At 63.9% G+C, this 14,404-nt stretch carries 9 protein-coding genes and 1 tRNA gene; 6 read left to right on the top strand and 4 right to left on the bottom strand.

Translation table 11 applies throughout. The features are described 5' to 3' along the window. From EJF31_RS10860 to EJF31_RS10850, 3 genes are read right to left on the bottom strand one after another with little or no spacing between them, the layout of a single operon-like run. On the bottom strand, nt 1–1,302 hold the full coding sequence (locus tag EJF31_RS10860; RefSeq protein ID WP_125037056.1) for a PP2C family serine/threonine-protein phosphatase: 1,302 nt from the start codon (nt 1,300–1,302) through the stop codon (nt 1–3). A 4-nt stretch (nt 1,303–1,306) separates the two neighbouring features. Continuing rightward, nucleotides 1,307–1,792: an FHA domain-containing protein gene (locus EJF31_RS10855; protein ID WP_125037055.1), complete on the bottom strand. Its 486-nt coding sequence runs from the start codon at nt 1,790–1,792 to the stop codon at nt 1,307–1,309. Beyond that, entirely contained in the window at nt 1,785–2,498 is a 714-nt protein-coding gene (locus tag EJF31_RS10850) for a DUF3662 and FHA domain-containing protein (protein WP_125037054.1), read from the bottom strand. Before EJF31_RS10850 ends, EJF31_RS10855 begins: the two co-directional genes overlap by 8 nt. A gap of 214 nt (nt 2,499–2,712) precedes the next feature. On the opposite strand from EJF31_RS10850, the gene EJF31_RS10845 reads away from it, so the two are divergent. Both EJF31_RS10845 and EJF31_RS10840 read left to right on the top strand, forming a co-directional pair. Beyond that, nucleotides 2,713–2,799 (top strand) — tRNA-Leu (locus tag EJF31_RS10845). 254 nt (nt 2,800–3,053) lie between these two features. Continuing rightward, nucleotides 3,054–3,371, top strand: coding sequence for a hypothetical protein (locus tag EJF31_RS10840; protein WP_125037053.1), 318 nt, complete (start codon nt 3,054–3,056; stop codon nt 3,369–3,371). A 35-nt stretch (nt 3,372–3,406) separates the two neighbouring features. On the opposite strand, the gene EJF31_RS10835 is transcribed toward EJF31_RS10840, so the two are convergent. Continuing rightward, nucleotides 3,407–3,835 (bottom strand): DUF3883 domain-containing protein, encoded by a 429-nt coding sequence (locus EJF31_RS10835; RefSeq protein WP_185736208.1) that lies wholly within the window; start codon nt 3,833–3,835, stop codon nt 3,407–3,409. Between the two features lie 211 nt (nt 3,836–4,046). Here EJF31_RS10835 and EJF31_RS10830 point away from each other — a divergent pair, with 211 nt between their 5' ends. The 4 genes from EJF31_RS10830 to EJF31_RS10815 are packed head-to-tail and all read left to right on the top strand — an operon-like array spanning nt 4,047 to nt 14,341. Next, nucleotides 4,047–7,115 carry a BPTD_3080 family restriction endonuclease gene (locus tag EJF31_RS10830; protein ID WP_125037051.1) on the top strand — a complete coding sequence of 1,023 codons (3,069 nt, stop codon included), beginning with the start codon at nt 4,047–4,049 and terminating at the stop codon, nt 7,113–7,115. Beyond that, nucleotides 7,105–9,795, top strand: coding sequence for a site-specific DNA-methyltransferase (locus EJF31_RS10825; RefSeq protein WP_221767525.1), 2,691 nt, complete (start codon nt 7,105–7,107; stop codon nt 9,793–9,795). Before EJF31_RS10830 ends, EJF31_RS10825 begins: the two co-directional genes overlap by 11 nt. Then, nucleotides 9,792–11,540, top strand: coding sequence for an ATP-dependent endonuclease (locus tag EJF31_RS10820; RefSeq protein WP_125037049.1), 1,749 nt, complete (start codon nt 9,792–9,794; stop codon nt 11,538–11,540). Before EJF31_RS10825 ends, EJF31_RS10820 begins: the two co-directional genes overlap by 4 nt. After that, a complete protein-coding gene (locus EJF31_RS10815) occupies nt 11,537–14,341 on the top strand; it encodes an ATP-dependent DNA helicase (RefSeq protein ID WP_125037048.1) in 2,805 nt (934 codons plus the stop codon). The genes EJF31_RS10820 and EJF31_RS10815 overlap by 4 nt, the downstream gene beginning before the upstream one ends. Nucleotides 14,342–14,404 lie beyond the last annotated feature (63 nt).

The raw sequence follows: 14,404 nt of genomic DNA, 5'->3' as shown, positions 1-14,404 counted from the left end.
TCAGCCGTTCGCCGTCTTGGACGCGGAGCTGGAGCCGGAGCTGGACTGCTTGGCCGCGAGGTTGTCGACGGTGCGGTGCGCGTCGTCGAGGTCGCCCGCGTCGATCCCCTCACGGACCTTGCCGGCGTCGAAGTCCGAGAGCTGGTCGAGCTGGACGTCGGTGGTCTCGTAGACCGACGACAGGGAGACGCCGGGCAGGTCGGCGTTGACGCCGCGGAAGATCACCACGGCCCCGTCGTGCTCGCCGACGAAGTACTGGTCCTGGCTCCAGGACCAGGCCGCCGCGGCGCCGACCCACACGATGCCGACCACGATCGCGGCGCCGAGCAGCCGGCGCAGCCACACGAAGCGGCGGGGCGGGCGCGGCGCGTAGCGGGCCTGCTCGGGGTCGATCGGGTCGCTGGAGATCGCGAAGGGGAGGTCGCCGGGGATCTCCTCGCGGATCGGCTCGAGCTCGCCGGTGTCGCCGGAGCGGTGCCCGCGGAAGAGGCCGCGAGGGGTACGACGGCGCAGCTCGGCCGCCGCGCCCACGATCAGCGGGGACAGGTCGTGCCCGGCCGGCGGCTCGTGGTCGACGACGTCTGCGACGATGCAGGTGACGTTGTCGGAGCTGCCGGCCTCGAGGCTGGCGCGCACGAGCTCGACCGCGGCGAACTCCGGGCTGCCGGTGGAGAGGATGTCGGCCAGGCGGCCGTCGTCGAGCACGCCGCACGCGCCGTCGGAGCACAGCAGCAGGCGGTCGCCCTGCTGGAGCTCGACGTGGAAGAGGTCGGGCTCGGCCTCGTGGATGCCGTCGAGGGCCTTGAGGATGAGGTTGCGGTGGGGGTGGACCCGGGCGTCCTCCTCGGTGATCCGGCCCTCGTCGATCAGCGACTGCACGAACGTGTGGTCGTGCGTGAGCTGGCTGATCTCCTTGCCGCGGAAGAGGTAGGCGCGGCTGTCGCCGACGTGGCCGATGCCGAGCCGGTTGCCGTCGAAGAGCGCGACCGTGGCGGTGGTGCTGGTGCCGTTGAGGGCCGGGTCCTCGTCGACGAGCTCGCCGATCCGGTCGTGGGCGCGGTGCAGCGCTCCGGCCACCTGGCCGAGGAGGTCGTCGGTGGGCGGCTCGTCGAGCTTGCGGAGCTGGTGGACGGCCGTGCTCGAGGCGATGTCGCCGCGGGCGGCGCCGCCGACACCGTCGCAGACGGTGAGCAGCCAGGGGCCGGCGTACCCGGAGTCCTGGTTGTCCTTGCGGACCCGGCCCACGTCGGAGATGGCGGCGTAGTCCAGGCGCAGGCCCGGCGGGCGGTCAGGGGAGGTCATGGGGCTACTTCCTCAGCTCGAGGATGGTCTTCCCGATCCGGACCTGCGTGCCGAGCGTCAGCGTGGTGGGCTGGGTGATGCGGACGCTGCCGATGTAGGTGCCGTTGGTGGAGCCGAGGTCCTCGACGAACCACTGGTCACCGGACGCGGCGATCCGCGCGTGGCGGGTGGAGACGTAGTCGTCGTCGAGCCGGATGGCCGCGTCGGTGCCGCGGCCGATGAGGATGGGGGCGTTCTCGAGCTCGGCGCGCTCACCGGTGTTGGCGCCCTCGGTGACCAGCACGTGGGTCGGGGAGCCGCGGCGCTTGGGCGGCGCCTTGGCCGGCTTGGCCTTGCCGGTCTTGGCGCGCGAGCCCCGGGTGGCGCGGGCGCCCTCGGGGACACGGGCGCCGAACATGTCAGAGCGGATCACCGAGATCGCGGAGAGGACGAAGATCCACAGGATCGCGAGGTAGGCGATGCGGATCAGGAACAGGGTCAGCTCAGACATGCACGTCCTCCTCGATGACGCGCACGGTCATCGTGGTGTTCCCGATCTTGACCTGCGTCCCGTCGTGGACGCCGGTCTGGGTGATGCGGTGGCCGTCGACCAGCATGCCGTTGGTCGAGCCGAGGTCGCGGACCTCGATGCGGACGTCGTCGCCGCTCGCGTCCACGACGAACTCGATGTGGCGCCGGCTGACGCCCGGGTCGTTGATGCGTACGTCGGCCTCGGTGCCGCGGCCGATCACCAGGCCCGGGGCCTGCAGCGGGTGGCGGGTGCCGTTGACCTCGAGCACCGCGCGGGCGCGACGTACCTGGGTGTAGGAGGCGTTGCCGGTGACCTTGGCCTGCGAGCGGCTGCGGATCCGGAACCGGCCGGTGGTCAGGTCCTCGGCCGGCTCGAACTCGATCGAGATCGGTCCGGGGAACTGGTAGCCCTGCTGGTCGGCGTGCTCCTTGAGCTGCGTGGCGAAGTGGCCGGCGAGGCCGTTGTCGATCGGGTTGAGCCGGTCGAGGTCGATCGCCGCCAGCTCGACGTGGAAGTCGTTGGGCACGATCCGCCGGTCGCGCGAGAGGATCTGCGCGTTGTTGTCGCACTCACGCTGCAGGGCCGCGGAGATCTCCACCGGCTGCACCGCCGACCGGAATGCGCGTGCGAAGGCACCGGAGATCATCGTCTCCAGCTTGTGCTCGAACTTCGACAGTCCGCTCACTGCCCGCCTCCTCTCGCCTCTCGGCCGTTGTCGTCACCAGGGGTGTCGCCCCCGACCTGTCGGTCGAGTTGGTCGGGGCCACGGCATGCCGCGCCGCCCAGCGGGGGTGCCGGGTTGCGACCGATCGTAACGGGGTGGCAACGAGCCGTGACGCAACCCCTCTACCCGGTTTGGGAATGTCCGAACCGCTGGGATAACGTGAGCGCCGCATCACGCGCGAGTGGCGGAATAGGCAGACGCGCACGGTTCAGGTCCGTGTGTCCGAAAGGACGTGGGGGTTCAACTCCCCCCTCGCGCACCACGGCCGGTTTAGGTAAAACCGGCCGAGCGGTTTAGGTAAAGGAAGGGCCCCTGGCCTGCGGAAACGCAGATCAGGGGCCCTGCTTATTCAGTAGCGGTCAGGCGGCCATAGCGCCTGCGCTCCCCGCGTTGGCGCACCCGCTGCGCGGCCTGCTCGGCGGCGTAGCGGCTCGCAAAGGACTCAACCGACGCCGCGACCTTGTCGGACCCACGCCCCACAGACCCCCGCCAGGCGGAGCGATTTACAGTTGATCCGTGTCCGACGACCCTTCGCTGTTCGGGGATGACGCGCCGGGCGTGCCGTCCGAGCCGGTCAATGCGCCGTGGCCGATTACTGATTGGCAGGTTGACCTGCTGCGCAGGGCGCTAGACGCGCGTGGCTTGACGTCGATGGCCGAGCGCCAGCAGGCCATCGAATGCGTGGCTGGGCGCGCGGTCGAGTCACTGCGTGCGCTTTCGCACGATGAGGCACGCAACGTGCTGGCCAGCCTTGCCCAGCAGCCAAGTGCGGGCCGATCCCAGACGTCGGCCTGGGACGATCGAGACGAGGAGACCTGGATCGACCGGCTCTGAAGCCCAATCGAGTTCAACTTCTGGGTCCTGCGCGGTCATTCTTCAGGCTTGCGCCATCCGAGCAGCCGTCGAGTCGAACTCAAAAGGGCCTGACCGGTTTCGTCGCGCTCGATTTCTGGTTCACGAAGAGCCTGCCAACCATCGTCGAATCCGAACTTGGTGGCTTCCCCGGCCGGGTTGTGGATCCGGTGGATGACCGCGTCGTCGTCGTCCGCGTGCTCCACCACGTACAGCCAAAAGTCGGCCGGATGAGTGCGGTTCTCGTCGAGCTGCGTGGCTGACATCCAGACGCCGAACAGAGTCCAGGCTCCGCCTATTGACTTGATCTCGATGCGACGAAGAACGACGCCATCTGCGTCTTTGGAGAGTACGTCGTAGCCGGGGTTGTTGTGGGCCTGCTCCTCGGGGATTCGCCCGCAGGAACGCTCATAGTCGAGGACAAGGCTGACGCCCGCGGTATCCACGGATGACCCTTCAGATGCCTCGTCACCGAAATCGTCGTGTACCCGCCCCTCCACCGTTCCGAAGAAGCACGCTACCGAGGACAGGCGACACAGTCAGTCAAATCGAAGGGCCACGGAGGGCCCCTGGGTGCCTCGTGTCGTGCGAACCCACCCAATCCGTCGGACGACCTCATTAGGGTGTTCCCGTGGGAGTAAAGAACGAGCGGCGCGCATGACGGGGACTATCGACAACCCCATCCTGAACTCGCCTTACGAGCAGCCTGACCGCCACTACGCCATCGGCCCGCAGGGCCCCACCGGAGAGGTCAAGGACGGACGGCGTCCGAGCGAGTCGTTCATTCCGATCGCGGTCAGCCGGAAGGGCAAGAAGGGCGGCGACGGGTCCGAGCAGGAGGGGTTTGACTTCGACGCGACCCATGAGCGTCGCGAGAAGAACAGCCTGATCAACGACATCCGTCGAGATGTCGACAAATGGCGCCGGGACGGGCAGTACGCCGGGGTCACCCCCATCTCACGGAAACTCCTTCAGCACTGGGCCGACCCGGCCCGGGAGAACCGCGTCATCTTCGCTCAGCGCGAGGCGGCAGAGACGGCCATCTTCCTGACCGAAGTCGCGGGACGGCATGCGTCCTACGCTGACTGGCGCAAACGGCTTGAACCGGAGAACCAGGCACACAACAGCGGCCTTCCGCGTGCTGCGCTCAAGATGGCGACTGGCTCCGGCAAGACCATCGTCATGGCGATGCTGATCGCCTGGCAGACCCTCAACAAGCAGTACGCGCCGCGCGACGCGCGGTTCACCAACCGGTTCCTCATCGTCGCGCCCGGCATCACCATCCGTGACCGACTGCGCGTCCTTCTGCCTGAGGACTCGGAGAACTACTACGACCTCCGCGACCTAGTGCCGGCCGACCTCAAGGGCGGCCTCGATAGCGCGCGCATCGTCATCACGAACTACCACTCCTTCCTCCTCAAGGACGCCAAGGAGATCAAGGGCGTAGCGAAGAACACGCGGTTGCTGCTTAAGGGTGATCGCGCGGACGACCCGTTCAAGGAGACACCGAAAGCCATGGTGAGTCGGGTTCTCCGGGACGTGGGCGCGGACAAGCAGCAGATCATGGTTCTCAACGACGAGGCTCATCACTGCTACCTCGCGCGGCCCATTCAGACGGGAGAGAAGCGCGCCAAGGAGCAGAACGAGGAGAACGAACAGGCTGGCGTCTGGTTCTCAGGCCTTCAGGCGATCGCGAAGAACGTCGGCATCAAGCAGGTCTGGGACCTGTCGGCGACGCCGTTCTATCTGTCAGGCAGTGGGTACAACGAGGGCTACATCTTCCCGTGGACGGTCAGCGACTTCTCGCTGATGGACGCTATCGAGGCTGGCATCGTCAAGGTGCCGAGGACGCCGGTCGACGACAACGCGGACGAGGATCTCGTCACCTACCTGCGGCTCTGGGACTACGTTGGCCAACTGCTGCCGAAGCGTGCAGCGAAGGACACGGTCCAGGGCTGGCTCCCTCCCAAGGAGCTTGAGGGCGCCTTGCGCAGCCTCTACCGCAGCTACGTGAAGGCGTACACCCACTGGGAGACCGTGCTCAAGCCGTACGGCGAGACGCCCCCGGTCTTCATCGTCGTGTGCCCCAACACGGTGGTGAGCAAGCTGGTCTACGACTGGATCGCCGGAGAGGCGATCGTCGAGGACGGCGAGGTCATCGCGCACAAGCCGGGGAACCTCGACCTCTTCAGCAACATTGTCGACGGACAGCCAGTCGCGCGGCCGTACAGCATCCTGGTCGACTCGGCCCAACTCGAGTCCGGCGAGGCACTCAAGGACGACTTCAAGAAGGCGGCCGGCCTCGAGATCGCGAAGTTCAAGGCCGAGTACCGCCAACGCAACCCAGGCGCTGACACCGACAAGCTCACGGACCAGGACCTGCTGCGCGAGGTCATGAACACCGTAGGCAAGAAGGGAAAACTGGGCGCCGACGTGCGCTGCGTCGTCAGTGTCTCGATGCTGACCGAAGGTTGGGACGCCAACACGGTGAGCCACATCCTCGGCGTCCGCGCGTTCGGCAGCCAACTGCTGTGCGAACAGGTCGTCGGCCGCGGATTGCGTCGCCGGAACTACGCAACCAACGACGAGGGCTACTTCGATCCTGAGTACGCAAACGTCTACGGCATCCCGTTCCAGTTCATCTCCAGCGACAAGCCGATCACCGACCCGGCGCCTCCGAAGCCCTCCATCGAGGTGCGGGCGATGGAGGGGCGCGAGGACCTGCGGATCTCGTTCCCGAAGCTGGACGGCTATCGAGTCGAGCTTCCCGACGAGGACATTTGGCTCGATTTGGATAACGCACCCGTGTTCGAGATCGGTCCGAACACTGTTCCGACCTGGGTCGAGATGGGAGGAGTCGTCGGCAGGCGCGAGCTCGAGGAAGGGGACCCCACTGCATACCGACCGCAGCAGGTCGCCTTCGCGCTGGCCAAGCGGATCCTCGATGAGCAGTTCACGACCGCGGGCGACAAGCGTCCATGGCTCTTCCCGAAGCTTGTGAAGATATGCCAGGACTGGATCGAGCAGAGGGTCGTGCTCAAGGGTGATTACAGCCTGGGATACCTCATGAGCATCACCGAGGCGCGAGTCCTCGCGACCGAGCAGGTCTGGAATGCGATCACTCGGCACGTGGGCAATCGGCGAGAACGGCTGCGCCCGATGATCAATCGCTTCGACCCAGAAGGCTCGACGGGCGACGTCGATTTCGTCACCCGAAAGCGAGTGGTCACTGCCGAGAAGTCCGAGGTCTCGCATGTCACTCTGGACGGCAAGGACGGCAACACCTGGGAGCAGCTCCTGGCAAGCGAGCTCGAGCTGAACAAGAACGTCCACGCCTACGTCAAGAATGACCACCTCGGCTTCACGATCCCGTACGTGCACAAGGGGCGGAGTCACTCGTATGTCCCCGACTTCCTCGTCCGCCTCATCAAGCACGATGAATCCGACGTAGAGCGGACGCTGATCATCGAGGTCTCCGGAAGTCAGAAGAGCCCTGGGCCGACCCAGCAGAAGGCAACCACGGCCCGCGACTCATGGTGCGTCGCGGTCAACAATCACGGCGGCTTCGGACGCTGGGGCTACATCGAGATGACCGACCCCCACAGCTTCAAGGTTCGTATCGCTGAGGCGATCCAGGCTTTGTATGACGACGCGCCGATCATCGGCGACCCCGACCTTCTCGACTTCAACGAGACTGGCAGCGATAGGAGCGCTCGTGGCGCGTAACACTTCCAAGGGCCCGACCCCCGTCAACTCGATCACTCACGACGACAAGCGGGTCAACAATCCGACTGCCGAGATCGCCGAGCAGTTCGGCGGCGCCGCGCTCGAAGAGATCCGTCAGGTTCGCTATGCCCGCGACGAAGCACTTGACCCTCAGTTGGTGTGGCGTGGCAAGTACCCGACTGCGGAAGACATCGACGGATACGACGGTGACCTGGTCACCGACGCACCGCCCATATACATCCAGGAGAAGATCGACCCACGGGTCCTGATCGAGAACCTTCGTCGGACTGCTGAACGCCCAGAGGACGAGCCCGAGTTCACGCTCTTCGACTCCTTTGACGGTCTGGATGACCTTCAGCAGATTGAGTTCTACGAGCACGACGCCAACTGGTCCAACCGGATGATTCTCGGCGACAGCCTCCAGGTGATGGCGTCACTTGCCGAGAGAGAGCAGCTGCGCGGCAAGGTCCAGGTCGTTTACATTGACCCGCCCTACGGGATCAAGTTCCAATCAAACTGGCAGGTCTCGGCCCGGAACCGGAGTGTTCGAGACGGCAGGCTCGAAGACGCGGTTCGCGAGGCGGAGCAGGTGAAGGCGTTCCGAGATACTTGGGAACTTGGAATCCATTCGTATCTGGACTACTTGCGCGACAGGCTCATCACGGCTCGTGACCTGCTCGCAGCCTCCGGCTCGTGCTTCGTTCAAATTGGTGACGAAAACGTGCACCTTGCTCGCTCCTTAATGGACGAGGTGTTCGGGAAGGAAAACTTCGTCAGCCAGATCTCGGTGGACAAGACCTCGTCTTCCTCGATGGGTTATCTGGACAGTGTCGCTGACTATGTCCTTTGGTATGCAAAGGACTACGAGCGGACCAAGTACCGGTCGCTTTTCACCTTGAAGACCGAACGCAGCATGCGATTCCTCGAGCTTCCCGACGGTTCGCGCAGGGCGGCTACGAAGGAAGAGCGAGATGACATGTCCAAGGCACCTGCCGGCGCCCGCTGGTACGAGGTGGGCGACCTCACAAGCCAAACGGACTCGAGTCAGGCTCGTTACGAGATCGAGTTTGATGGCGAAACCTTCAAGGTCGGAAAGCGGAACTGGGCAACGCCGCGCCCGGGAATGGACCGCGCGATTGCGGCAGGGCGCGTGGAGCGTCGCGGGGCAAGCATCGGTTTCGTTCGCTTTGCCGACGATTTCCCGGCGATCCCGCTGCGAAACAACTGGACCGATACCGGTACGGGCTCCTTCACCGATGAGAAGATCTACGTCGTTCAGACTGGCAACAAGGTCGTCGAACGTTGCGTCCTGATGGCTTCGGACCCCGGGGACATCGTTCTGGACCCGACGTGTGGGAGTGGAACGACCGCCTACGTTGCCGAACAGTGGGGACGCCGTTGGATCACCATCGACACGTCGCGCGTCGCGCTGGCTCTTGCACGCCAGCGTGTGATGGCGGCGAGGTACCCGTGGTACTTGCTGACGGACTCGAGCGAGGGGCACGCCAAAGAGCAGTCGCTCACGGCGAATGTCCTGCCTCGGCAGTCGTTCGGCGGCGACATTCGAGCAGGCTTCGTCTACGACCGTGTTCAGCGGGTCACGCTGAAGTCAGTCGCCAATAATCCCGATATTCGGGTGGGCATGACAGCCCGAGAGATCGATTTCGCGATCAAGCGCCACGCTGATTTCGAGGTTCTTTACGATAGGCCCTTCGAAGACCCAAAGAAGGTCCGCGTTGCAGGGCCGTTCACGGTGGAGTCTTTGAGTCCTCACCGTGCCCTCTCCTTTAAGGACTGGGAGGCGCCGGTGTCGGAGACCGAGGCGGCTAAGGACGCTGACTCTGCGAACTTTGAGCAGTCGATCCTGGACAACCTCGCCAAGGCTGGCATTCAGAACGGCACTCGGGCCGAGCGAATCAAGTTCGCAGCTTTTGAGAGCTACGCCGGCTCGTACGTCCAAGCCATCGGTGAGCAGGTTCCGAGTGGTGATCATGCCAAGCCCTCCCGCGTGGGTATCGCCGTGGGGCCCCAGTACGGAACGGTGAGCGCAAAGTACGTGAAGAACGCGGCTAAGGAAGCGATCCAGGCTGACGAAGTCGATCTCCTCTGCATCCTCGGCTTCGCTTTCGATCCCAACGTCACGGCAGTCACTGAGACCGACGGCGTGACTGTCGAGGCGACCGACGAGGGCTTCGCACAAGTCGAGGGCGCACGCCTGCTCGGTAAGCTGCCGGTGCTGATGGTGCGGATGAACGCCGACCTGCTGATGGGGGAGGAGCTCAAGAAGACAGGAGCCGGCAACCTCTTCACGGTCTTTGGTGAGCCGGACATCGACATCAGCAAGACCAGCGAGGGCTTCATAGTCGATCTCAAGGGTGTCGACATTTACGACCCGACGACAGGCCAGGTGCGGAGCAACGACACCAGCCAGATTGCTCTCTGGATGATCGACACGGACTACAACGGCGAGTCGTTCTTCGTTCGGCACTGCTACTTCACCGGCGCGAACGACCCGTACAAGCGACTCAAGACCGCGCTCAAAGCGGACATCGACGAGGACGCCTGGGAGTCGATGTACCAGACCGTCTCCCGACCTTTCGCGAGGCCCGAGAGCGGCAAAGTCGCAGTCAAGGTCATCAACGACTACGGCGACGAGGTCATGAAGGTCTTCGAAGTATGAAGCTGACACATGTCCGAATCAAGGACTTCCGCAGCTTCTCTGGCGAGCACATCTTCGACCTGGCGGACGGGGCGAACTACTTTGTAGGCCCGAACAATTGTGGGAAGTCGAATCTGATTCGAGCGCTCGAGCTGGCGCTTGATCCTGACGTCGAGTACGTCCCCGACCGTGATCGACCGATGAAAGACGCGGCATCCGGAGGCCGCAAGGTCACCACGCGTATCACGTTGACGTTCGAGGTTGGCAAGTCTTCAACTGAGAAGACGCTGCTCACCTACGCGCAAGCCTACGAGCGGTTGCTGACCGCGAAATCGACTTACGCAGAAGAGGGCCAGATCCACTTCGTTACGACGTTCACGAGCCCGGCTCGCCAGGCCTCATTCCAGGCCAAGCGTGCCGGCGCTCGGTCTGCGCCCGTGGAAAGCAAGGAGCACCAGCTACTCCTCCGTCAGTTTCATTCGCTCGTGCGTTTCGCAGTTATCCACAGTGGTGAAGATCTTGAGTCATTGCTTCAGGGCAAGTTCCTCGAGATCCTCCACCTCGTTATCGAGGATCATCTGTCGACAGAACTCCAAACCGCAGCCGAGGCTCGGGATCGATATGTGGGAACGCTGCAAAAGTCGGTCCTCGAGCCATTGAGGTCCAGGATCCAGGGACTCGTCGGCGGAATCTTCCCGGAGATCACGGCCGCCACTTTGATTCCAGATGTGCCGACAGTCGAACAGACCCTCTCTTCGGTGGAGATTCTGCTCGGTGACCTTGTCCCGACCCAGCTCGCCGACAAGGGGACGGGCGTACGCGGCGCCGTGCTCCTTTCGATGCTGCAATACCTCGCCGAGGAAAGTCGGCGCTCCCTCGTGCTTGCGGTGGAGGAGCCTGAAGCCTTTCTGCACCCTGCGGCGCAGGAGTCAGTTTGCAGCGAACTTGAGCAACTTGCTGCACGTTCCGACGTATCTGTTCTGACCACGACCCACTCGCCTTACGTGATATCGCGGAGTGCGCAAGCATCGGTGACAGAACTTCGCAAGAACCACGAGGGATTCACTGAGCGCGCTCGATCGGCAATGGGTAACGATTCGCGTGCGGAGCTACTTGGTTCCCTGTTTCGAGACCCGGCCATGTCTGCAGTCATTGACCGGAGCCTTCAAATTCCGCCTACGGCAACGGCGATCGTTGTTACCGAGGGCTATACGGATGACTTGTTCCTGCGCCTCGTGCTGGACGCCACCGGACAAGCGACGTTGCTCGATGGCTTCGTGTTTGTTCCGGCGGGGAAAGCCGAAAAGGTCGTACTGCAGGCAATCGCCGCGCGCGCGGCGAGTAGCGTCCCCGTCATTGCTCTACTGGACTTCGACGATCAAGGGCGGGCGGCGAGGGACAAGCTCAAAGCCTTCCAGTGGAGTACAACCCGCGACATCATCATGCTCGGGGACTGGCCAGGGGCGTGCGCTGCGCACCCCGATGTTGAGATTGAGGACCTCCTGCCGTCGTCTGCGATCGAAAAGTTGATTGCGAGGGTCGGTGACGCGAAGGCGATCGAAGGTTGGACCCGATGTGATCCCACGACGCACCGGCGCTACTCCTCGTCATTCAAGGACGAGGCGATCGTCTCACTTGAGAAGGTCCTCCCGAAGTCAGACGCGGGCGGGATGCTGTGGCTTGCAGAGGTGCTTGTGCAACGAGCCACGAAGATGTCGGGGGCAGCGGCCCGTGCCGCGGAGTACATGGCCGCGGGTACCAGGTGACTGCGTACACCGAAGCACAGACGGCCGCCATCGGATGCCTGGACGAACCGCTCCAGATCATCGCGTGTGCGGGATCGGGCAAGACCCAAGTGATCTCCCAAAGAGTGGCCGAGATCCTCAAGCAGCCGGGAGCCGAGCCGCGCAACGTCATCGCGTTCACGTTCACCGAGAAAGCGGCGGCGGAGCTAAAGGAGCGCATCCACACAGTGCTCGGGGCTGAAGGCGTGAGCACCCAAGGCATCGCCGAGATGTACGTAGGCACCATGCACGGATACGCCCTCGACGTGGTTCAGCGACTCGTGCCCGAGACGTTCAAGTTCTCCGTGCTGACCGACATCACGACCAGGCTGTTCATCGACCGCAATAGCCGGAAGTCTGGCCTTACGGAGTGCCCCACGCTCTCGCCCGGGACTCCCCGGCTGCGACGTTTCCTCCACTCGAAGCTCTACATGCAGGCCACCAGTGTGCTGCGGGAAGACACGATTGACGAGGAGCAGGTACCCGCCGGCGTACTCAAGTCTCACTGGGACTACATGAAGCTTCTGTATGACCACGCGTACTTCGACTTCACGGAGATGATCAATCTCGCGGTGCAACTTCTCGAAGGCGATCCGGACGAGGATGCGGAGGCCGGCCTCGTCCAGCGAAACATCCGTGACGAGATCCGCTACGTGGTCGTCGACGAGTACCAGGACGTCAACCCGCTCCAGGAACGACTGATCCGGGGGTTGGTGCAGTTCGGCGCGAACCTCTGCGTCGTCGGCGACGACGATCAGACGATCTACCAGTGGCGCGGCAGTGAGGTCACCAACATCTTGACCTTTAAGGATCGCTACGCCGGCGTCCGACAGGTCACGCTTGACGACAACTTTCGCTCGAGCGAGGGCGTGGTGGAGGTCGGTAGGTCAGTCGCTGAGCTCATCCCCTTCGGGGCGAGGCTCTCGAAGGCGATGGTTGCTTCGGGACATCAGGAGTTCGCTCGTGGTGACCTCCTGGCTCTCGAGTTCGCTGATCCAGATGCGGAGGCATCGTGGATCTGTGACCGGATCCAGGCCATGCGGGGAGTCGCCTTCGCTGACGGGCCGGGCGCGGATCCGCGCGGCCTCTCGTGGTCGGACTGCGCGGTGCTGTTCCGATCGGTGGCCCGTGACGCCGGACCTCTCGTTGACGAGATGCGCCGACGGGGCATTCCTTTTGTGATCAAGGGACTCAACCGGTTGTTCGACAGCCCCGAGATCCAGGCGATCGTCGGGGTCTTCCGCTACATCGTGAGCGAGATTGACGGAGCGGCGCTACGGACTCTGTTCGACGACGCGTCGCTACTCCCGGCCGGCGGAGATTGGGCGGCAGCGATGCGGGTGTTGGACGAGGGTCGCGACTTCGACCGCGGCGAAAGGTGGGGCGTCTACAACATCCAGCGCCTATACCTGGAATTCCTCGAAGCGCTCATGCTCCGCGAGGACACCGTTCCCGGCGATCCCGCACGTGCGGAGCTGGTCTTCTACCAACTCGGCAAGTTCAGCCAAGCGATCTCGGACTTCGAAGCGATCTACTTCAACACCGACCCAGCCCAGAAGTACAGGTCGTTCGCCGACTGGCTGGAGCACCAAGCACACGATTATTACGCCGACGCTGATGCAGATGTGGGGTACGCCGCACCCGATGCCGTCGTCATCTCGACGGTTCACCAAGCCAAGGGCATGCAGTGGCCTGTGGTGTTCGTGCCGTGTCTCCGCAACAACCGGTTTCCCGCGAAGCGGCAAGGCGGGCTCGGTCTCTTCCACGTCATCCCGGACACCGCGGTCGCGAGCCCCGATCGCTACCGCGGAACCGTCGAGGACGAGACTCGCCTGTTCTACGTCGCAGCGACCCGGGCCCAGAAATTCCTGTTCGTCTCCTACTCTCCGGTGCCGGGCAATCGGCTGTATGGCAGACGTTCGCAATTCTTCGACCATTGCGCTCGGCAGCCCTGGTTCCTGACTCGCGAGCCAGCAGCTCCCGCGCCCACGCTCGCGCCGCATGCCAAGCAGGAGCTGCCGAACGTCACCCTCTCCTTCTCAGAACTCAAGTACCTCTTCGAGTGCCCGTATCAGTTCAAGCTGCGCTTTCTCTACGGCTTCAATCCGCCCCTGCACGAGGCGCTCGGCTACGGGAAGGGTCTCCATGACGCGCTAGCCGAAGCGCACAAGCGCGCGCTCGATGGGGACATCCTCGGTGCGGGCGCCGCCGAGGACCTCGTCGACCGACACCTGCACGCGCCGTACGCCTATCCGGCGCTGAAGGCAACGCTGCGTGCCGCCGCCATCAAGTCTGTCGAGCGTTACCTGACGGATCACGCTTCGGACTTGGAGCGAACGGTCCACAGCGAGAAGCAGATCCAGGTGCACGTGGCGCCTGGGATCACGGTTGACGGCCGCATCGACCTTGTCCGTCGCCTCGACAGTGACGAGGTCGCGATTGTCGATTTCAAGTCGACGGCTCGGGCCCAGGACGAGGACGTTACGCGCGACCAGCTTCATGTCTACGCAGTTGGTTATCAGGAGCTGACCGGCGAACGGGCAGATCTCATTGAGGTCCTCAACCTCGACGAACAGGGCAAGACCATCCGCGAGCTCGTTGAGGACCCGTTGCTTACCGCCGTCCGTGGTCGGATCAAGGCGGCGGGCGACGCACTGCGAGACAACGATCTTCCACGCCTCCCAGTCTGGGAGGACAAGTGCTCGAAGTGCGACCTGGCGGAGCTGTGCCGGGACGTGCCGGCGGATGAGCGGCGGGCGCGGAGAGCCGCCTCTGGCCGATAACGGCTGATTCTGTCGGACCCTTGTGGAAGTCTCAGCCACGACCGCTGAGGATTGACCGAGAAG

Source organism: Nocardioides sp. LS1 (assembly GCF_003865225.1).
Lineage (GTDB): Bacteria > Actinomycetota > Actinomycetes > Propionibacteriales > Nocardioidaceae > Nocardioides > Nocardioides ginsengisegetis.
This window is presented reverse-complemented; position numbering and strand designations above follow the sequence as displayed.